Below are 18,282 nucleotides of genomic sequence, written 5' to 3'. Positions count from 1 at the left end.
GAAATTAAAGTTAAACGGCTCGATGAACCATGAATTTCCCACAAATTCAGATGCCCCTGCTAATGCTCCAATAATGGTTTTATTAACAATGAGGCTAGAGCCATGAGTGATACCTTAGTCGTCACATCAGGCGTTACATCCAACGGTGTCCTGCCGGAGGAGTGTTACGCAGCCGTGGATTTAGGTTCAAATAGCTTTCACATGGTTGTTTCTCACTATAATAACGGGCAATTCAACGTGATCGACCGCCAACGCGAGGTAGTACGTTTAGCCGCAGGATTAGATCAGAACAATGATCTCAGTGACGAAACCGCAAACAGGGCGCTAAGATGCTTAACGGAATTTGGTCAACTACTTCGAACTCTCCCGCCGGAAAACATCCGAGCCGTGGGGACCAATGCTCTGCGCCGCCTCCAAAAGTCCAGCTCATTTTTGGATCAGGCTGAATCTGCACTAGGTCAAAGCATTGAAATCATCGCTGGTCGAGAAGAAGCAAGATTAATTTATTTGGGCGTGTCAAAGTGGTCCGCTGGCGCAGATGAGTCGCGACTGGTCATTGACATTGGCGGTGGAAGCACTGAAATAATCGCTGGAAAGGGAGATCAAGCCACCATACGCGAAAGTTTGGAGGTTGGGTGTGTGACTCTGTCGCAACAGTACTTTGCCGACGGTAAGCTGAGCGCCAAACGGTTTAGAAAGGCGGTTTTAGCCGCTGAGCTGGCTATACAACCTGTTGTTGAGCAATTCCGGCTCCAAGGCTGGAATCAAGTAATTGGTTGCTCAGGCACGATGAAGTCTATCGCGTCATCAATGCTCGGAACAGGGATGTCCAAAGACGGAATGCATAAAGAAGGCTTAAACCGACTATTGCAATTGGCCATTGATGCAAAGCACATAGACAATTTAAGTCTTTCAGGATTGTCCCGAGATCGTGGCCCGGTTTTTGCAGGCGGCTTATCTATCATACTCGCCTTATTTGAATTATTTGATATCCAAGAAATGTCTGTATCAGACATCGCGCTACGAGAAGGCGTGTTATTCGATTTAGTGGGTCGTTCTTCAGCCGAAGATATTAGAGATATTACGGTATCCGCCATGTGCTCTCAATGGGCCGTAGACACGTCGCATGGAGACGCCGTTAAAGCCACCGCATCAATCTTATATAAACAACTCCATTCAGCTTGGGATATTCAGGGTAAATGGTATGAAAACTTACTGGGCTGGGCCAGCCAGCTGCACGAAATTGGCCTTAGGATCAGTCACGACGGATACCATAAGCACGGAGCTTATATTGTTGCCAATGGGGACATGGCCGGGTTCGCGAGGCGTGATCAATTAATATTATCAGCATTGATAACAGGGCATCGGCGTAAATTTCCAATCGCGCTATTTGAAGAGCTTCCTTCAAGGCTGGTTACTCCAGCAAAGCGAATCGCCATTATTTTAAGGCTGTCGGTGCTATTAAACCGGGGCAGAATCAAAACTGAAATGGATCACCTTGAAGTCAAAGTAAAAAGCCAAGAAATCCACCTTGCTTTCCCCGACAAATGGCTCGAAACGCACCCGCTAACGGAAGCGGATTTACGTCAGGAGCAACTGTGGCTGAAAAATTTAGGGGTAAAACTGCAATACTCTTAAACTCCTATCACTGCGATTATTATTGAGCTTTTTCATTCAAACACACCTTAAATTTAATCTATTTCAGCATGCTCTTGCAGTAACACTTGCTGTACTTCAAAGGGACCATCCGCGCCAGCAATCACCTTGATATATTGGCCATCGGCCTGCAGCAACCACGCGTTTTTAGTGTCTTTCAAATAATTATCTAAATCTGACTTGACTACCGACTTTAATGAGGCGTCTAAGATGGGTGTGCATTGCTCTATTCGGTTTCTAAGGTTTCTGGGCATTAAGTCAGCACTTGATAAATACAGCTCACTCTCGTTGTCCCCATTCTCAAAGTAAAACACTCTCGCATGCTCAAGAAACCTACCCACAACAGAACGCACTTCAATATTGTCTGAAAAACCTTCAATGCCTGGTCTTAACGTACAGATACCACGGACAATAAGCTTTACCGAGACCCCGGCCTGCGACGCTCTATAAAGCGCATCAACAATACTCTGGCTCGACAAACCATTAACCTTGGCAATGATGCTGGCGGGTAAGCCTTGCTCGGCATTCAATATTTCGCGCTCCACTCGCTCAATGAACATTTGAGAAATACCGTGTGGAGACTGGTGCAACAAGGTTAGGTCAGGGTTTGGACCTTGCGTGGTTAGTTGCATGAACAGTTCATGCACATCTTGAGTAATGTCTTTATTGCACGTTAGCAACCCATAATCAGTGTAAACACGGGTGTTTCCTTGATGGTAATTACCCGTCCCTAGGTGAACGTAACGCTTTAGTTTTTGTCGTTCACGTCGTACGATCATTAACATTTTTGCGTGTGTCTTCTTACCCACCATCCCGTAAACAACGTGCGCCCCAGCGGCTTGGAGTTTTTCGGCCGTCGCTATATTATTCTGCTCATCAAACCTCGCCAAAAGCTCAACGATAACAGTGACTTCCTTTCCAGCTCTGGCCGCTTCACAAAGAAGCTCTACCAATACAGAGTCTGCCCCCGTTCGATACAAGGTTTGCTTGATTACCAAAACATCAGGGTCCGCCGCTGCCTGCCGTATCAATTCAACCACCGGTGCGAACGACTCAAATGGATGATAAAGCAAAATGTCGCCGTTATTGATCGCTTCAAACACATTATTCTGTGGTCCCAAATAATCAGGAACCGACGGCGTGAAGCCTCGGTACTTAATGTGAGGTCTATTCACCAAATCAGGCAGAGCCAACAGCCTATTAAGGTTTACGGGACCGTTTACTTTGTATAGATAATCGTCGGATATCTGGAAGCGCTCTTGCAAAAAGCTAACGATTCTTTTCGGACAGTTTTGCGACACCTCCAGTCGTATTGCCTCGCCATAAAGGCGTGAAGGCAATTCGCCCTCAAGCGTTCTAGCTAGGTCCTCGACTTCTTCTAAATCCACATACAGATCACTGTTTCTTGTGATTCGAAATTGATAACAACCAAGTACCTCAACACTGGAAAATAACTTTTTAATGTTCGCATGGATAATCGATGACAGGTAAACGTACTCATACTCGTTATTGCAAAGCTCTTCAGGCAAGCGCACGAACCTAGGAAGCGCCCTAGGAGCTGGCACTATGGCGATGTTATGGGCATCTTCGCGATCTGGATCATGCAAATCAACGACGATACTCAAACCTTTATTGATGGTGAGAGGGAAGGGGTGAGTAGGATCTAAGCGTATCGGCGTAAGTATCGGCAACACCTCTCTCTTGAAATAACTCTTTAGCCACTTGCGTTGCTCATCCGTCCATTTACTACGAGGTAAAAACTCAATTCCATGCTCCATTAGCTCGGGCATTATTTTATCGTTAAGCAGCTGATACTGTTGATCAACCAGTCGGTGCGTTCGCTCGCTTATTTTCTCAAGTGCCGTATGAGGCGTTAAGCCGTCCACTCCTTCGGCAGAGACCGCGCTATTGGCGATCGCCTTCAACCCAGACACCCTTATTTCAAAAAACTCGTCCATATTAGAGCTAAAAATACACAAAAACTTTAGCCGCTCTAGTAAAGGGGTTAGCGGGTCCATAGCCATGTTAAGCACTCGCTCATTAAACGATAGAAGGCTTAATTCAACATGAAGGTAGGTGTTGTGCATAGTTGGATATATTGGTGTGGATAGTAAAAACCGATAATGTTGAAGCTTAATTGTTACATCAGCATGGCAATTTGATATTGATTATACAGAACTGGTCATTGATGTTTGATCAAGCTTTATATTATGATCAAGTCACCTATTGGCTTTTCTTTGGTCGCCAAGCAGGTTCAGCTCTCGATTTTTGATGATCGCCGTTGACCTCCACTTTGACCCCGGCATTGACCCCGACATTCATTTTTTTTTGCTAGCATAAACAGAACAGGCTAAGTGCGTCCACTTAGTGAATGTTAGGCTTTAAATGTGCGCAATTGAAAAGTCAGATTTAACTTCAGTAATCAATAATGAGACAGACCGACGATACCAGAATTGCACAGACCAAGGAATTGGTTTCACCCGTAATCATTCATGAGCAATTCCCTATAACCGAACAAGCTTCAGAGACCACCGCCAAGGCTCGTGATGAAATTCAGCAGGTAATGAGTGGGCAAGACGATAGGCTCGTGGTTGTCGTGGGGCCATGTTCTATACATGACCCTAAATCAGCGATGGAATACGCCGAACGACTGGCTAAATTAAAGCAAGAGTTGGCTCAAGATCTTGTTATCGTAATGAGGGTGTATTTTGAAAAGCCAAGAACCACGGTTGGCTGGAAAGGATTAATCAATGATCCCGACTTAAATAGCAGTTTTAGTGTCAATAAAGGACTTGGAATTGCTAGAAATTTGTTGCTATCAATCAATAACCTAGGTGTCCCCGCTGGCTGTGAATACTTGGACTTAATTACGCCTCAATACACAGGAGACATAGTTTCTTGGGGAGCAATTGGGGCCAGAACTACGGAAAGTCAATGCCATCGCGAGCTAGCTTCGGGTCTGTCTTGTCCGGTTGGCTTTAAAAATGGGACGAGTGGCGATTTAAAGATAGCGGTCGATGCTATTGGTGCAGCCAGCAATCCACATCACTTTCTTTCTGTCACTAAAGAAGGGCGCACGGCCATCGTTGAGAGTACTGGAAACCGCTATACCCATATTATTTTGCGCGGCGGTGCAGGCGAACCCAATTACTCTAGAGAGCACGTCCAGCAGGCGAGTGCTATGCTAGAAAAAGCCAACTTACGCGCAAATATCATGATTGATTTTAGCCACGCTAACTCATACAAGACACCATCCAGACAAAAAGAAGTTTGCAATGATGTTTGTGCTCAATTGGAAACTGGAGAAGATCGAGTTTTTGGCGTGATGATAGAGTCTCACTTGATTGAGGGAACCCAAAAGGTGGTTGAAGGGCAAGATTTGGTCTACGGCCAAAGCATAACTGATGGCTGTATTGGCTGGGAGCAAACAGAAGATCTTTGCCGAAATCTAGCAAATGCGGTACGATCAAGACGTTCACTATAAACAGCCTGAGTTAATAGGGGTTAATAACACTTCAATCTGTTGGTGAATATCGCAAAACGAAGCTGCTTTGAGTCAATCAAATCAGCTTCGAATTTGAGTTAACAATAAACAGGCGAAAGCAGGGTCAAAAAGAGTAGAGCAGTATTGTCTCTCTTGCTTTTGTACAACGACGGATGATGATTTGAAACGATTTGCGTTATTGGGGGAGCCGCTGGGCCACACATTGAGTCCAGCACTACATAAAGCTATTTATCGTCAATTGGAAATTGATGATGCTTCCTATCGAACGGTAGAATTGCCTGATGAGAGACTGAAGAGTTTCTTTTCTGGTTTTCGAGTTGGTGGTTTTGATGGCGTTAATGTAACCACGCCGCACAAAGCAGCCGTCATCCCTTTATTGGATGAAGTGGATGCTAAGGCTAAGTTAATAAATGCTGTAAACTGCATTAATAGAGTCAACAATAAGCTTACGGGGTTCAATACAGACATCCTAGGTTTCGCGTATTCTCTTCGCCAAAGCGAGCTTTCCATAGAAGGAAATAAATTCGCTATTATTGGTGCTGGTGGCAGCGCTCAAGCGGTCGCAGCCGTGTTGGCCGAAGAAGGCGCAAACCAAATCTCCATCTTTAATCGGTCCATTGAGAACGCTGAGAGTTTAAAAAGCACAATTGCTGAACTCAATTCTGAGGTTCAAGTTTCAATAGATGGTTTAGAGGCGCTTGCGAGCTCAGACGCCTATGATTGCGTGGTGAATACCACTACCGTTGGCATGAGCCCCAACACCGATGACTCGCCAGTCACATCAAATTTGTTTTCAACCAACACGCTCGCATTTGACCTTATTTACAACCCCAAACAAACAAAGTTTCTGGCCGACGCCGAAAAAGCGGGATGTCGTACGCTCAACGGGATGCAAATGCTTGTTGCACAAGCCGTGTATTCAGTGGAAATTTGGATGGGGGGCAATATAGTTGCCCATGTCGACATGAATGCGCTGGTAAGAGACATAGAGAAGTTGATAAAATAGTCCGCACCTAGCGACACTCTATTTGCGCGTTTGCGCACAACGACATGAACGTACCTACCACGCACGTGAGCACATCAGCGGACACGCACGCGGACACACAAATCATACCGCTCGATCTTGGCGAGCATTCCTACAACATCACGGTTTCCTACGATCTCAAGGAGTCTCTAGCCGATGTGCTTGCACCTTGGAATAAGGGCCAGCAATGGGTGGTGCTCACTCAGCAAGCCATATTTGACCTCTACGCGCCGGTCATTGAAAAACTCCAAGTTTCTGGTTATCGCATTCACCCAATCATTGTTCCAGGAGACGAGTCCGCTAAAAACATCGCTCACGCGGAAAAAGTGTGGACTCAAATGGTTGAGTTAGGGTGCGATCGATCCTCAATTGTTCTGGCAATGGGCGGCGGAGTAGTCGGCGACTTAGGTGGGTTCGTGGCCTCTACGTATATGCGCGGAATCCCGGTAATACAACTGCCAACAACGTTACTTGCCATGGTCGATTCTGCGATCGGAGGCAAAACAGCCGTTAATTTACCTGCCGGCAAAAACTTGGTTGGTGCAATCTACCAACCTAAGGCGGTATTGGTAGACCCTAGTTTTTTAAAGACCCTTCCAAGAAGAAACGTTATTTCCTCCTTAGCCGAAGCGGTAAAGTACGGTTTTATTCGGGATACTGTGATTTATGACCTTTTCATTAATGAATTTGACAAGCTCGCTAGCTTAGAAGATAAAGCGTTGCTGGCGGAAATTATTGCACGCAGCTGCAATATAAAAGCTCAAATCGTTTCAAACGATCAATTCGAAGGTGGTGAAAGAAAGCTGCTTAACTTTGGACACACGATCGGGCACGCTTTCGAAACCATTCATGAATACGGAGGCCTGTATCACGGAGAAGCGGTGCTGTATGGAATGAAGTGCGCGAGTTACATTTCGCATAAGAAAGGGTTGCTGGACGACGAAAGCTACGCGACAGCAATGAGTGTGTTGAACCAATTCCCACTTCCTCCGCTTGGCGACGTCTCCGCCGACCGCGTGTTGGATATCGTGTCACATGATAAGAAAAACATTAATGGTACGCTCAGTTTTATTCTTGTAGATGGAATCGGTAACGGCGTAATCAGTACAGACGTGACATCTTCAGACATTGTTGAAAGCCTCAGTGTCGTAAAATAGGAGATTGCTTTATGAAATTGCTCATCGTAAACGGCCCGAATTTAAACCTACTTGGTGAACGAGAACCAGAAATTTATGGGCACGACACATTGAACGACGTCAATGCCTTTATTGCCTCTCACAAGGTAGCTAATGGGTTAGATCTAAAGTTTTTTCAGTCTAATCATGAAGGCGCCATCATTGACTATTTGCAGTCCCACAGAAAGTCTGTTGACGGGGTGGTTATTAACCCTGGCGGACTAACGCACTATTCAATTGCTCTCAGAGATGCCATAGCCGGCTGCCAATTGCCAACAGTTGAGGTGCACCTTTCGGATATACACGCCAGAGAAAAATTCAGACAAATTTCCATGGTTCAAGATGTGTGCGTGCAACAAATCAGTGGGCAGGGCAAAGAAGGGTATATTCAAGCGATAGAATTCTTAAAAAAAATGGCCTAATCAAGATGGTCTTTGCTTGGTGCTTGATGATTAACAGCCTATAATTCGCGCCATGAAATTTGACTTAATCAATACCGACGGCAAAGCGCGCCGCGCCAAGCTCTCGTTTGCCAGAGGCGAAATACAAACTCCGATCTTTATGCCCGTAGGTACGGCGGCGACAGTCAAAGCTGTCACGCCAAAAGAACTGGAAGAGGTCGGCGCACAGATTGTACTGGGAAACACCTTTCACCTTATGTTGCGACCTGGCACAGATGTCATTCAAGCCCATGGAGACCTTCACGACTTCATGCAATGGGAAAAACCGATCCTAACGGATTCTGGCGGCTTTCAGGTATGGTCGCTAGCTAAACTTCGGAAGATCACAGAAAAAGGTGTGACCTTTCGGTCGCCAATTGATGGCAGCAAAAAATTTCTTGGTCCCGAGGAAGCAATCGATATTCAGCGAAAGTTGGGGTCAGATATCGTCATGATCTTTGACGAGTGCACACCATATCCGGCAACTGAACGAGAGGCTCGCGACTCTATGGAGTTGTCACTAAGATGGGCGGACCGCTCTAAAACGGCGCATGGTGCAAGTGAGTCTGCTTTATTCGGCATCATACAAGGCGGAATGTTTGAACATCTTCGAGATGAATCACTAGCCGGCCTTACAGACATAGGGTTCGATGGATACGCCATTGGTGGCCTTTCCGTCGGAGAGCCCAAGGAAGACATGTACCGAGTACTGAAACATTTAGCCCATAAAATGCCCGCGGAATCACCGCGCTATTTGATGGGTGTAGGGACACCGGAAAACTTAGTCACGGCGGTCCACTATGGAGTCGACATGTTTGATTGCGTTTTACCCACAAGGAACGCCCGAAACGGCTGGCTTTACACCAGTACCGGTGTGGTAAAGATCCGTAATGCCAAGTATGAGATGGATACTCGACCTATCGATGAAGCTTGTGAATGTAGCACTTGTGCTCAGTTTTCACGTTCGTATTTAAAGCATTTGTTAAAGAGCAATGAGATTCTAGGGGCGAGACTTGCAACGGTTCACAACTTACACTTTTTTCTGAATCTAATGAAACAGATGCGAATGTCGATAGAACAAAATGATTTCGATGAATTCAAGGGGCATTTCTTTGAGACACGCGGCGCTGAAGATCCAACTGTGGCATAATCCGCGCTCGAAAAAACAGTATTTAAAAAAATTTTAGTGGCCCAAGGCTTTTAATTGGCCTAGGTGGCCTTAAAAATGACTTAGTAAATAGCCCAAAATTGTGGCACGACTAAACATAACGACAATTTAACAGCAGTAGTCAATAAAACAAGGTACTCAAAATGACTCAACTTATCGAAGATATGATCGGTTTTTTTATTTCCGACGCAGCCGCGCAAGCTGCAGGCGCATCCAGTCCAAACACATTGACAAGCTTGCTTCCTATGGTGGCGCTGTTTGTCGTTTTCTATTTTCTATTGATCCGCCCACAGCAAAAACGACAAAAAGAACACAAAAATATGGTGGCTGGGTTAGCAAAAGGCGATGAGGTAGTCACTATGGGCGGCGTTCTAGGCAAAATTTCGGCCATTGACGATAACTTCATCACGCTCGAAATCAGCAAAGGTGTGGAAATACGTGTTCAGCGTCAATCGGTTCAAGCGATGATGCCAAAAGGCACAGTTTAATAACAATTAAAAGCCTCTAAAGGGCACCTACAAGGCCTAGCTTTATGAACAGAAACCCTATATGGAAATACCTCGCGCTATTATTAATAGTAGCTTTTGGAGCCATTTACGCAATCCCTAATCTTTATCAAGCCGCACCAGGCATTCAAGTGATTGGGGATAAAACTCGAAACATCGTCGTTGATGAAGACGTACTAGGCCGAGTAAATCGCACGCTTTCAAGCAATGATATTGCTGTAGAAACGATCAGTCTGAGTAATGGAAAGATTAAGGCTAGGCTAAAATCTGAATCTGACCAAACGAAAGCTCGTGAAGTGTTGCGCGATGCACTTGGTAGATCTTACCCCGTTGCCATCACAGACCATCAAACCACACCGAGCTGGCTACAAAGTCTTGGTGGTGCGCCAATGTACCTTGGTCTAGATCTTAGAGGTGGCGTACACTTTTTACTCCAAGTGGATATGGCGGAAGCCGAGAAAAAGGCATCAGAAAACTACCTTCAAGACATCAAATCGATGCTTCGTAAAAACAAGCTTTATAACGAAGGTGTCGCTAAAGAGAGCCCGACCAATTACGTCATTCGCTTCAAAGAATCCGAGCTTCGAGACAAAGCACTGGTTGAGTCCCTGACTCAATTTAGAGAACTGCAAGCGACCGATTCAGAGCGCGACGGAAAATTTTTGCTCACCTTATCATTAACTGAGAAGTCTACCGCAGAAATACGCAAAGCCGCGTTAAAAAAGAACATAGAAGCGCTAAGAAATCGTGTTGACCAATTGGGTGTTTCTGAGCCCGTGATTCAACAACAAGGGCTTGATCGGATTGTAGTGCAACTACCTGGTGTGAAAGACCCTCAAATTGCAAAAGAGATATTAGGGAAAACAGCGACATTAGAGGTCAAATTAGTCGACGAAGACAATGCTATCGAGTCAAGCGTTCGCGGGCGCGTTCCGGCCGGGTCACAGCGATATAAGTTTAGAGATGGTCGATCCATCTTACTTAAGAAAAGGCTATTGTATTCCGGCGATAATATTATTGACGCAAGCGCGGGCATCGACCAACAAGGCGGAGGGCAGGTCGTCCACATTACACTCGACTCCAAAGGATCTGCTATCAACTCCGACGTCACTGGGAAGAACATTGGCAAACGCATGGCCGTGGTTTACGTTGAAATTAAAAATGAACCGAAAGTCGATTCTCAAGGTAAGCCTGTACTCGATTCACAGGGCAATGAAATAGTCGTCAAAAAGAGAATTGAAGAGGTCATCACGGCCCCCGTTATTCGTGACCAACTGGGTAAGAAATTTCAAATTACCGGTGTCAACGAACCCGGAGAGTCGCAGAGCTTAGCTTTGTTATTGAGGGCAGGATCGCTGGCCGCTCCCGTTTACATTGTGGAAGAACGAACTGTGGGTCCCAGCTTAGGAGCCGAAAACATAGAAAAAGGTTTCAAGTCTGTTCTATACGGGTTCTTAGCCGTCCTTTTCTTTATGGTGGTTTACTACCGCTTATTTGGTACCGTTGCTAGTTTTGCGCTTTGCCTAAACTTAGTGATTATTGTGGCGGTACTTTCATTGTTACAAGCGACATTAACGCTACCAGGCGTTGCTGGAATGGTTCTTACAGTGGGAATGGCTGTGGACGCTAATGTGTTGATATTTGAGAGGATCAGAGAGGAGCTCAAAGCCGGATCCACTCCGCAGCTTGCTATTCATCGCGGCTATGACAATGCTTTTTCAACCATCATTGACGCCAACTTAACCACGTTAATAGCGGCCTTAGTATTGTTTAACTTTGGCACAGGCCCGATTCAGGGGTTTGCTATTACTTTAAGCATAGGTATTGCAACGTCAATGCTGACCGCAATTTTCGTTTCCAGAATCTTGGTCAATTTTTGTTACGGTAAACGCCGTTTGGACACATTGGCTATTTAGCATTAATTTAAAGGTAAAAAATCATGCAAATACTCGCTAAAGAGACCAAGATAGATTTTATTGGCTTAAGAAGCATCGCGTTAATATTGTCGTTTTTGCTAATCGCAGCAGGAATTTATTCACTCACCACCAAGGGGTTAAATTACGGTATTGATTTCTCCGGTGGCACCAAAATTGAATTAGTTTTCGATCAAGATATTGCTATTCAAGACCTCAGAGATGAGCTAGTTAAAGGAGGGTACGACGATGCAGTCGTTCAATATTTTGGTTCTAATCAAGACATATTGATCCGTGTTCCGTTGTCGGAGAAAAACAGTGACGTTAATTCAAGCTCAAGAGTCGTCGAATATTTAGATGGCTCCGCACTGGGAACGTCGACGCTACGGAGTGTCGAATTCGTCGGTCCAACATTTGGTAAAGAGCTTTTTGAGAAGGGTATTCTTGCGCTTGTTTATTCGCTAATCGGAGTCATGATCTATGTCGCATTTCGATTCGAATGGAAGTTTTCTCTCGGCTCTGTCACTGCGCTGATACACGACGTGGCTATAACCTTAGGCATTTTTTCACTGATAGGCTTAGAGTTTACGCTCCCCGTACTGGCTGCATTACTGGCGGTCATTGGCTATTCACTAAACGATACAATTGTTGTGTTCGACCGAATTCGTGAAAATTTCAGAAAGCTTCGTGAGACGGATACCAAAGAGATCATGAATTATTCAATCAACCAGACGTTGCCCAGAACAATTCTAACCTCCCTAACTACCTTATTGGTTCTCATAGCCTTGTATTTTTATGGAGGTGATGCGCTGAATGGCTTTGCTGCCACACTAATTATCGGCGTACTCATCGGTACTTATTCATCCATTTTTGTTGCGAGCCCTACGGTTCTTGCACTAGGCGCTAAACCGGACGACCTGATTCAAGAGGTAGTTGAAAAAGAAGGCGCTGAACACCCTGACATGTATATGCCGTAGCAGACCATCGTGTTACGAGAAAAGTTCTAAATTTTTTGCGGAGAAATCTGATGTTTAACAAAAGCAACACTATTGCGAAAGCAGATCCAGAGTTATGGGCTGCTATCGAAGATGAAAACACCCGTCAAGAAGAGCACATTGAGCTCATCGCGTCGGAGAACTATGCCAGCGCCGCCGTCATGCAAGCTCAAGGCACCAAACTTACTAACAAGTACGCTGAAGGTTACCCTGGTAAGCGCTATTACGGTGGCTGTGCTTACGTTGATGTGGCCGAAGACTTAGCCATCGCAAGACTGAAAGAACTGTTCGGCGCGGACTACGCGAATGTACAGCCGCACTCTGGGTCATCGGCAAATATTGCGGTTTATCAAGCCGTCCTAAATCCAGGTGACACTGTCTTAGGCATGAGCTTAGATCACGGCGGTCATCTGACACATGGCGCAAAAATCAATTTTTCAGGCCGTATCTATAACTCTGTACAGTACGGATTGGTCGAGGCTACCGGTGAGATCGATTACGACCAAGTCGAAGCCTTGGCACTAGAACATAAACCGAAAATGATTGTCGCTGGGTTTAGCGCTTACTCTAGAGTGGTGGATTGGCAGCGATTTAGAGAAATTTCAGATAAAGTAGGTGCCACTATGATGTGCGATATCGCTCACGTTGCTGGCCTTATCGCCGCTGGGTTATATCCAAGCCCTGTGAATATTGCCGATGTTTGTACTTCGACTACTCACAAGACATTACGCGGTCCTCGGGGCGGCATAATCATGGCTAAAAGTAACCCTGATCTTGAAAAAGCGCTTAATTCGCGTGTATTTCCAGGTTCACAGGGCGGGCCGTTAATGCACGTTATCGCCGCAAAGGCGGTGGCATTTAAGGAAGCGCTCTCACCTGAATTTACCGATTACCAACAAAAGGTGTTGGATAATTCTCGTGCATTGCAGTCGTCATTAGAAAGTCGCGGCTACGGTACGGTCTCCGGTGGAACCGACAATCACCTTTGTTTGATTAGTTTGGTCGAAAAAGGCATTACCGGTAAAGCGGCAGAAGCCGCACTGGGCGCCGCCAATATCACCGTAAACAAAAACAGTGTTCCCGGTGATCCACAGAGTCCGTTTGTAACCAGCGGTATACGCATCGGTACTCCGGCAATTACTACTCGTGGTTTTGGGGTTGCTGAAATGGCAACGTTAGGAAACTGGATGGCTGATGTAATGGACAGTGTGACCAGCGATGGCGGCTTCGATCAAGCGATTGCGGACAGAGTAAAATCTGAAGTATTGACTCTGTGTGAGTCTTACCCAGTCTACGACTATCGTGACTAACCCCTAACGCTGGAGTACCGAGTGCGCTGCCCATTTTGTCAAAATGAAGATACTCGCGTTATCGATTCTCGTCTGACTGAGGATAGAGACGCGGTTAGACGTCGGCGCGCTTGCGAGGCTTGTGGTGAACGATTTAGCACGATCGAAGAAGCAAGCCTAAAGCTCCCTTATATAGTCAAGTCAAACGGCGATCGTGAGAACTACGATGAGAGCAAGCTTTCTCGCGGATTGGATCGCGCTCTGGAAAAGCGACCCGTCGATTCCCAAGAAATCGAAAACATCCTTCATCGGATTAAGCGAAACTTACTAACCTGTGGTGAGCGTGAAGTTCCGTCCCTGACCTTAGGCGAAATGGTAATGGATGAACTTCGCGAAATAGACCAAGTAGCCTACGTACGCTTTGCCTCTGTGTACCGTTCTTTTCAAGATGTTGACGCATTCAGCAATGAAATTAAGCGCCTTCAGGCCGAGACGGTACGTGGACGTGCCGAGAGAAGAGTCAAAGCTCAATTCGCAGCACGAGAATCCACTAAAAAAGACTAAGGCTCAAATCTCGTTATAATTTTCCTCACCTTCGCTTCCTTGTTATAAGGCAAGTGTTACACTCTCTAAGAATCCACTATAACGTCAAAAAATTTTGATAATTAGTTACTTGATAGGAACAATATTGATCAATCATGAACGATAAGGCAATGATGCATACTGTCCTTGAACTTGCGGCACAAGGGGCCCACACCACGCAACCTAATCCGAGAGTCGGGTGTATTATCGTTAATGACGGCGAGATAGTTGGGCAAGGTTATCACCACCAGGCGGGAGAGCTTCATGCTGAACGCCTCGCGTTAGCCGAGGCTGGCGATCGAGCCAGAGGCGCTACCGCCTACGTCAATCTAGAGCCATGTTGCCATCAAGGGCGAACCCCTCCATGTACCGACGGGCTTATCGACGCTGGCGTTACTAAAGTTGTTGCGTCAATGCGGGACCCCAATCCACGTGTCAGTGGTTCGGGGTTTGAGCTATTGAAAGGCGCTGGTATCGAAGTGGTCAACGGCGTACTCAATGAACAAGCCATCTGGCTAAATAGAGGCTTTGTTAGCCGCATGGCTAATGAAAAACCCTGGGTTATCCTGAAATCGGCGGCAACATTGGATGGAAGAACTGCGGCATTTGATGGTAAGAGTAAATGGATTACCGGCGAACAGGCCAGAACTGAGGTACAAACCGTTCGCGCCGGATGTTCGGCCATTTTAACCGGAATAGGCACGGTACTCGCCGACGATCCAAGTTTGAATGTGAGAATCGGGGGCGATACTGCCAGACAACCTCTTCGCGTGATCCTAGACAGCAACTTACAAACCCCGATTGACGCCAAAATTATTGGTGTCGATCAAAAGCTAGTGATTTTTACGCTATCCGATGATTTGGAGAAAATGTCTGCGCTTATTGAACTCGGAGCCGAAGTTGTCCAACTGAAGAATACGAATGATGGCCGCCTAGAACTGTCAAGTGTGTTAGATGAACTAGCAAAATGGCAGTGTAACGAAGTGCTTATTGAAGCAGGGCAAACACTCAGTGGCGCATTTTTACAACAGGGGTTAGTAGACGAACTGGTTTTGTTTTACGCCGGGAGCCTGCTAGGTGATCAAGGCAAGAGTATGTTTCAATTCGATCAACCATTGGAGTTTGAGCAACGAGCAAATTTCAAAATCAGTTCAGTATCTATGGTAGGCGAAGACGTTAAAGTCACGGCAGTTAACACTGATAGCGTCGACTCACTGACTCACCCAAAGAGCATCAACTAAGGTACACGTACAATGTTTACTGGAATTATAGAAACGATTGGTCAAGTGGTCTCAGCTCAACAACTTGGTGGTGATGTAAGAATCACGATATCGGCACCAGATTTTGCCAGTCGAGATGTGGCCCTAGGAGACAGCATAGCTATCAATGGTGTATGTCTCACGGTAATTGAATATGGTGGAGATGAATTCGTCTTTGATGTCTCCATCGAGTCGATTAACCATACATTGATAGGTGACTGGGTCACCGGCAAAAAGGTAAACCTTGAGATGGCCTTACTTCCAACGACACGCCTGGGCGGCCATCTGGTCTCTGGTCACGTGGATGGGTTAGCGAAGCTGATAAAACTAAGTAAGGATGCGCGATCTTGGCGCATGGTTTTCGAACTACCTACGGACTTAGCCAAATACGTGGCTAAGAAAGGCTCAATAACCATAAATGGCACCAGCCTCACGGTAAACTCGGTTAACGGCAATCAATTTGATGTAAATGTGATACCACATACCTTTGATGTCACTACACTAGGCACGCTTAATGAGGGAGACCGCGTTCATATAGAAGTGGACTTAATCGCTCGCTACTTAGAAAGGTTGCTAAGCGGCGACACTAAGGCTTCAAGCGGAATAACCGAGTCTTTTTTGTCAGAAAATGGTTTTGCGTAAGCACACTCGGCTAATTAGAAAGGAGTACATATGCTAGTAACCCCCTTATTTGCAGCAATATTTTGTCTACTTTATGTCATGCTTTCGTTGAACGTGATTCGTCACCGATTGACTAAAAAAATCTCCGTAGGGTCTGGTGGCGACAAGCCAACTGAATACGCAATTCGTATGCATTCTAATTTTATCGAATACGTACCGATGGCACTTATTTTGTTTTATTTTCTGGAAGTTACTAGTCTTTCTGGTGGGCTGGTTTTTTATCTCGCCAGCGCGTTACTAGTGGCTCGCGTCATGCATTGTTGCGGAATGGCGAACCCAAAACAGTACATGATTCTACGACAGGCAGGCGTCTTGATAACTTTGCTTGTTCTTATCGTCGCAAGTGCCTCATTGGCTTTACGTTATATCCCAATCAGTGTCTAATACGGCATCTCAAGTTTTGGGCTCCTTTTAAATTATTGTAATAGTTTGCCTTAAACTTTAATTTGGTCTGGGCAAACAATTAATCCTAACTAGAACATTATGGCTTTAAGCAGCATAGAAGAAATTTTAGAAGATTATCGTAACGGTAAAATGGTCATTATTACCGACGACGAAGACCGTGAGAATGAAGGCGACCTAATGATGGCTGCTGATCGAGTGCGCCCCGAAGATATCAACTTCATGGCTCGGTACGGTCGAGGTCTTATTTGCCTTACTCTTACTGAAGAAAGATGCTCCCAAATTGGGTTGCCTCTCATGGTAGGGGATAATAATGGCGCGCGATTTTCGACTAACTTTACCATGTCAATCGAGGCCGCTGAAGGGGTGACAACGGGTATTTCGGCTGCCGATAGAGCTCAAACCGTACAAGCGGCTGTTGCTAAAGACGCTAAACCTTCAGACATTGTTATGCCGGGCCACATTTTTCCAATTATGGCACAACCAGGAGGCGTGCTAAGCAGAGCTGGACATACTGAAGCTGGAATAGACTTTGCACGATTGGCGGGCAGAGACCCCTCCAGTGTTATTTGTGAGATACTTAACGAAGATGGCACGATGGCCCGAATGCCTGACTTGGTAGAGTTTGCGAAAGAGCACGATTTAAAAATTTGCTCCATCGCTGAGCTGATCCGTTATCGCCTTGAGAAAGAACCGACTGTAGTACCAGTAAAAGACACAGTTGTGGAAACGTCACAAGGGGCCCTGCGTACGGTCGTATTTAAAGATAACGAAAGGGAAGAAACGCACGTGGCTATTGTCTGTGGTGACATCGACAAAGATACTCCGGTTCCCGTTAGAATCCACGTTGAGTCAGATTTCCTTAACGTTCTTAAAAGCCTCAACGACAAACCAGTCTTCCCGGTACAAGATGCCGTGGACTATATTCTTAAGAAAGGTTCCGGTATTGTGGTTATTTTGAGGTACGCTCAAAATGCTGAAGAACTTGTATTTGATATTGAACAGATTCAAGATAATAAACGGCCCGGTAGCCAAGGGCATTTGCGACTACTGGGTGCTGGAAGCCAAATTTTGTCTAGCTTGGGCGCCGGGAAAATTCAAGTTATGGGCCGAGCTCGTAAAACTCATGGCCTGTCGGGCTTTGACATTGAAATCGTTGAATATATAGAAACCTAAGTCCATCGGCTTAGTGCGTAACAATCAGAGAATTAACAACATGACTTACAAAACTATTTCCGGTGAGTTAACCGGAAACAATCAAAAACTCGGTATCGTTCTTGGGCGATTTAATAGCTTTATTGGCGACGCTCTATTGGGCGGCGCAATTGACGTATTAGAACGACACGGTGTTAACACTGATGATATTTCTGTTGCATACGTACCAGGCGCTTTTGAAATCCCATTAGCCGTTCAGAAAATGGCCAACAGTGGAGATTATGACGGTGTCATCGCGTTAGGCGCTGTGATACGTGGATCCACTCCGCATTTTGATTTTGTCGCTGGAGAATGCGCAAAAGGCCTCAATTCAGTTCAGTTAGGAAGCGGAGTTCCTATTGGCTTTGGAGTGCTAACGGTTGATTCCATTGAGCAGGCAATTGAACGTGCAGGAACCAAAGCTGGCAACAAGGGTGCTGAAGCAGCCATGACCGTTTTGGAAATGGTTAACTTGATGAAAAAGATTTAAGAA

The 18,282-nt window shown here is 45.7% G+C and carries 17 protein-coding genes; 16 read left to right on the top strand and 1 reads right to left on the bottom strand.

Translation table 11 applies throughout. The features are described 5' to 3' along the window. Positions 1–102 precede the first annotated feature (102 nt). On the top strand, positions 103–1,638 hold the full coding sequence (locus ABWW54_RS06940) for a Ppx/GppA phosphatase family protein (RefSeq protein ID WP_353411483.1): 1,536 nt from the start codon (positions 103–105) through the stop codon (positions 1,636–1,638). A gap of 53 nt (positions 1,639–1,691) precedes the next feature. Here ABWW54_RS06940 and ppk1 read toward each other — a convergent pair whose 3' ends face one another. Next, positions 1,692–3,743 carry a polyphosphate kinase 1 gene (ppk1, locus tag ABWW54_RS06935; RefSeq protein WP_353411482.1) on the bottom strand — a complete coding sequence of 684 codons (2,052 nt, stop codon included), beginning with the start codon at positions 3,741–3,743 and terminating at the stop codon, positions 1,692–1,694. Positions 3,744–4,081: 338 nt separating this feature from the next. On the opposite strand from ppk1, the gene ABWW54_RS06930 reads away from it, so the two are divergent. The 15 genes from ABWW54_RS06930 (at position 4,082) to ribH (ending at position 18,279) form a co-directional block, all read left to right on the top strand. Further along, positions 4,082–5,140 carry a 3-deoxy-7-phosphoheptulonate synthase gene (locus tag ABWW54_RS06930; protein ID WP_353411609.1) on the top strand — a complete coding sequence of 353 codons (1,059 nt, stop codon included), beginning with the start codon at positions 4,082–4,084 and terminating at the stop codon, positions 5,138–5,140. 181 nt (positions 5,141–5,321) lie between these two features. Next, positions 5,322–6,167 (top strand): shikimate dehydrogenase, encoded by an 846-nt coding sequence (gene aroE, locus ABWW54_RS06925; RefSeq protein WP_353411481.1) that lies wholly within the window; start codon positions 5,322–5,324, stop codon positions 6,165–6,167. 44 nt (positions 6,168–6,211) lie between these two features. Continuing rightward, a complete protein-coding gene (gene aroB, locus ABWW54_RS06920; RefSeq protein ID WP_353411480.1) occupies positions 6,212–7,342 on the top strand; it encodes a 3-dehydroquinate synthase in 1,131 nt (376 codons plus the stop codon). An 11-nt stretch (positions 7,343–7,353) separates the two neighbouring features. Continuing rightward, a complete protein-coding gene (gene aroQ, locus ABWW54_RS06915) occupies positions 7,354–7,782 on the top strand; it encodes a type II 3-dehydroquinate dehydratase (RefSeq protein WP_353411479.1) in 429 nt (142 codons plus the stop codon). Positions 7,783–7,834: 52 nt separating this feature from the next. After that, positions 7,835–8,950 carry a tRNA guanosine(34) transglycosylase Tgt gene (gene tgt / locus ABWW54_RS06910; protein ID WP_353411478.1) on the top strand — a complete coding sequence of 372 codons (1,116 nt, stop codon included), beginning with the start codon at positions 7,835–7,837 and terminating at the stop codon, positions 8,948–8,950. Between the two features lie 161 nt (positions 8,951–9,111). Further along, positions 9,112–9,456 (top strand): preprotein translocase subunit YajC, encoded by a 345-nt coding sequence (gene yajC, locus ABWW54_RS06905; protein ID WP_353411477.1) that lies wholly within the window; start codon positions 9,112–9,114, stop codon positions 9,454–9,456. 44 nt (positions 9,457–9,500) lie between these two features. Continuing rightward, a complete protein-coding gene (gene secD / locus ABWW54_RS06900) occupies positions 9,501–11,390 on the top strand; it encodes a protein translocase subunit SecD (protein ID WP_353411476.1) in 1,890 nt (629 codons plus the stop codon). A gap of 23 nt (positions 11,391–11,413) precedes the next feature. Continuing rightward, the gene (gene secF, locus ABWW54_RS06895; RefSeq protein WP_353411475.1) at positions 11,414–12,364 is read left to right on the top strand and encodes a protein translocase subunit SecF; all 951 of its coding nucleotides are present in this window, start codon (positions 11,414–11,416) and stop codon (positions 12,362–12,364) included. A 50-nt stretch (positions 12,365–12,414) separates the two neighbouring features. Then, the gene (gene glyA / locus ABWW54_RS06890) at positions 12,415–13,692 is read left to right on the top strand and encodes a serine hydroxymethyltransferase (protein WP_353411474.1); all 1,278 of its coding nucleotides are present in this window, start codon (positions 12,415–12,417) and stop codon (positions 13,690–13,692) included. A gap of 21 nt (positions 13,693–13,713) precedes the next feature. Continuing rightward, the gene (gene nrdR / locus ABWW54_RS06885) at positions 13,714–14,235 is read left to right on the top strand and encodes a transcriptional regulator NrdR (protein WP_353411473.1); all 522 of its coding nucleotides are present in this window, start codon (positions 13,714–13,716) and stop codon (positions 14,233–14,235) included. Positions 14,236–14,369: 134 nt separating this feature from the next. Next, positions 14,370–15,494, top strand: coding sequence for a bifunctional diaminohydroxyphosphoribosylaminopyrimidine deaminase/5-amino-6-(5-phosphoribosylamino)uracil reductase RibD (ribD, locus tag ABWW54_RS06880; RefSeq protein WP_353411472.1), 1,125 nt, complete (start codon positions 14,370–14,372; stop codon positions 15,492–15,494). A 12-nt stretch (positions 15,495–15,506) separates the two neighbouring features. Then, a complete protein-coding gene (locus ABWW54_RS06875; RefSeq protein ID WP_353411471.1) occupies positions 15,507–16,154 on the top strand; it encodes a riboflavin synthase in 648 nt (215 codons plus the stop codon). 30 nt (positions 16,155–16,184) lie between these two features. Continuing rightward, the gene (locus tag ABWW54_RS06870) at positions 16,185–16,577 is read left to right on the top strand and encodes an MAPEG family protein (RefSeq protein ID WP_353411470.1); all 393 of its coding nucleotides are present in this window, start codon (positions 16,185–16,187) and stop codon (positions 16,575–16,577) included. A 99-nt stretch (positions 16,578–16,676) separates the two neighbouring features. Next, complete coding sequence (ribB, locus tag ABWW54_RS06865) at positions 16,677–17,771, top strand: 3,4-dihydroxy-2-butanone-4-phosphate synthase (RefSeq protein ID WP_353411469.1); 1,095 nt, start codon at positions 16,677–16,679, stop codon at positions 17,769–17,771. Positions 17,772–17,811: 40 nt separating this feature from the next. Then, entirely contained in the window at positions 17,812–18,279 is a 468-nt protein-coding gene (gene ribH, locus ABWW54_RS06860; RefSeq protein ID WP_353411468.1) for a 6,7-dimethyl-8-ribityllumazine synthase, read from the top strand. The last annotated feature ends 3 nt before the right edge of the window (positions 18,280–18,282 follow it).

Origin of the sequence: Arenicella sp. 4NH20-0111 (assembly GCF_040366405.1) — a bacterium.
Taxonomy (GTDB): domain Bacteria; phylum Pseudomonadota; class Gammaproteobacteria; order Arenicellales; family Arenicellaceae; genus Arenicella.
The sequence above is the reverse complement of the archived record's forward strand: the minus strand, read 5'-3'. Positions and strand labels throughout refer to the sequence as shown.

Bases quoted from the DNA above. Each gene is read 5' to 3' on its own strand.
- secD (WP_353411476.1), top strand. From the start codon at position 9,501: ATGAACAGAAACCCTATATGGAAATACCTCGCGCTATTATTAATAGTA.
- glyA (WP_353411474.1), top strand. From the start codon at position 12,415: ATGTTTAACAAAAGCAACACTATTGCGAAAGCAGATCCAGAGTTATGG.
- ribD (WP_353411472.1), top strand. From the start codon at position 14,370: ATGAACGATAAGGCAATGATGCATACTGTCCTTGAACTTGCGGCACAA.
- secF (WP_353411475.1), top strand. From the start codon at position 11,414: ATGCAAATACTCGCTAAAGAGACCAAGATAGATTTTATTGGCTTAAGA.
- tgt (WP_353411478.1), top strand. From the start codon at position 7,835: ATGAAATTTGACTTAATCAATACCGACGGCAAAGCGCGCCGCGCCAAG.
- yajC (WP_353411477.1), top strand. From the start codon at position 9,112: ATGACTCAACTTATCGAAGATATGATCGGTTTTTTTATTTCCGACGCA.
- ppk1 (WP_353411482.1), bottom strand. From the start codon at position 3,743: ATGCACAACACCTACCTTCATGTTGAATTAAGCCTTCTATCGTTTAAT.
- ABWW54_RS06870 (WP_353411470.1), top strand. From the start codon at position 16,185: ATGCTAGTAACCCCCTTATTTGCAGCAATATTTTGTCTACTTTATGTC.
- ribH (WP_353411468.1), top strand. From the start codon at position 17,812: ATGACTTACAAAACTATTTCCGGTGAGTTAACCGGAAACAATCAAAAA.
- aroB (WP_353411480.1), top strand. From the start codon at position 6,212: ATGAACGTACCTACCACGCACGTGAGCACATCAGCGGACACGCACGCG.
- ABWW54_RS06940 (WP_353411483.1), top strand. From the start codon at position 103: ATGAGTGATACCTTAGTCGTCACATCAGGCGTTACATCCAACGGTGTC.
- aroQ (WP_353411479.1), top strand. From the start codon at position 7,354: ATGAAATTGCTCATCGTAAACGGCCCGAATTTAAACCTACTTGGTGAA.
- ABWW54_RS06875 (WP_353411471.1), top strand. From the start codon at position 15,507: ATGTTTACTGGAATTATAGAAACGATTGGTCAAGTGGTCTCAGCTCAA.
- ribB (WP_353411469.1), top strand. From the start codon at position 16,677: ATGGCTTTAAGCAGCATAGAAGAAATTTTAGAAGATTATCGTAACGGT.